1 protein-coding gene is annotated in these 1277 nt (G+C 73.1%); it reads right to left on the bottom strand.

Annotation, left to right across the window (positions count from 1 at the left end):
* Positions 1 to 1259: ROK family transcriptional regulator (locus ABGB08_RS54610; protein WP_347608523.1), on the bottom strand; the 1259-nt coding region annotated here is incomplete at its 3' end.
* Positions 1260 to 1277: the final 18 nt, after the last annotated feature.

Raw genomic sequence — 1277 nt, 5'->3', positions numbered from 1 at the left:
GGTGGAAGGATCTCGATCGCGGTCGGGTCGGCCAGCACCCGGTCCACGACGACTCCGGCCGCGCCCCGGGACGCGGCGCCGAAGCCGAGGTCGGAGGCGACGAAGGTGCAGTGCGCCACGGTCCCGGTCACGCCGAGCCGGGTGAGTTCGGCCTGGGCGCGGGGGAGCAGGTGTTCGGCGAGGCGGGCGAAGTAGCCGCCGACGACGATCACGCGGGGGTTGAACAGGCGGACCAGGGTGGCCGAGCCGAGGCCCAGCCAGCGGCCGACTTCGGCGAGGGCGTGGACGACTTGGGGGTCGCCTTCGGCTTGGCGTCGTTCGATCTCGGCGAGCCGTTCCTCGGGGTCGCGGACGATCCCGTCCGGCACGCCGTAGGCGTGGTCGGGGGTGACCATGCGGACCAGTGCCGCGAGACCCACCTTGGTCTCCCAGCAGCCGGTGCGGCCGCAGCCGCATCGCTCGCCGGCGGAGTCGACCATGACGTGGCCGACTTCGCCGGCGAAGCCGTCGGCGCCGCCGAGCAGCCGGCCGCCGGCGATGATGCCGCCGCCGACGCCGACTTCTCCGGTGAGGTAGACCAGGTCGGTGGTGCCGGCCGCGACGCCGCTGGTGAATTCGGCGAGGGCGGCCAGGTTGGCGTCGTTGACCACGGTCACCGGGATGGTGGGGGCGATGTGGGGGGCCAGGTCCCAGGAGAGGCGTTCGGCCACGGGCACGCCGTACCAGCCGAGGTTGGGGGCCACGTGCACGATGCCGTTGGCGCCGTCGATGAGGCCGGGTACGGCGACGGTGATCCCGGCTACGTGGATGCCGAGCAGGCTGAGTTCGGCCAGGGCCTCGCGGGCGAGCCTGGCCAGTTCGTCCAGCGAGCGTTCGGGGTCGCAGCCCATCGCGTCGAAGCCGACCCGGCGGTCGATGAGGACCCGCCCGCCCAGGTCGGTGGCGAAGGCCGCGATGTAGTCCACGTTTATCTCCAGGCCCAGCGCGCCGACTCTGGTGCCGTCGAGGGTGAGGGCCAGTCCGGGGCGGCCTACCGCGCCGGCGTGCTGGGGGCCGTTCTCTCTGATCAGTCCGCGGGCGCGTAGTTCGCCGACCAGGCTGGTCACGGTGGTCTTGTTGAGCCCGGTGGCGGCGGCGACCGCGGATCTGGACTGTGGCCCGTGCTCGCGCAGGTGCCGCAGCACCAGGGAGAGGTTGGACCTGCGGACTGTGGCCTGGTCGGCGGGGATGTCCGCGAGTCCGTTGGGAACCGGCCGCACGCGCGTCCTCCTGGGGGG

The organism is Acrocarpospora sp. B8E8 (genome assembly GCF_039871605.1).
Taxonomy (GTDB): Bacteria; Actinomycetota; Actinomycetes; order Streptosporangiales; family Streptosporangiaceae; genus Acrocarpospora; species Acrocarpospora macrocephala.
This window is presented reverse-complemented; position numbering and strand designations above follow the sequence as displayed.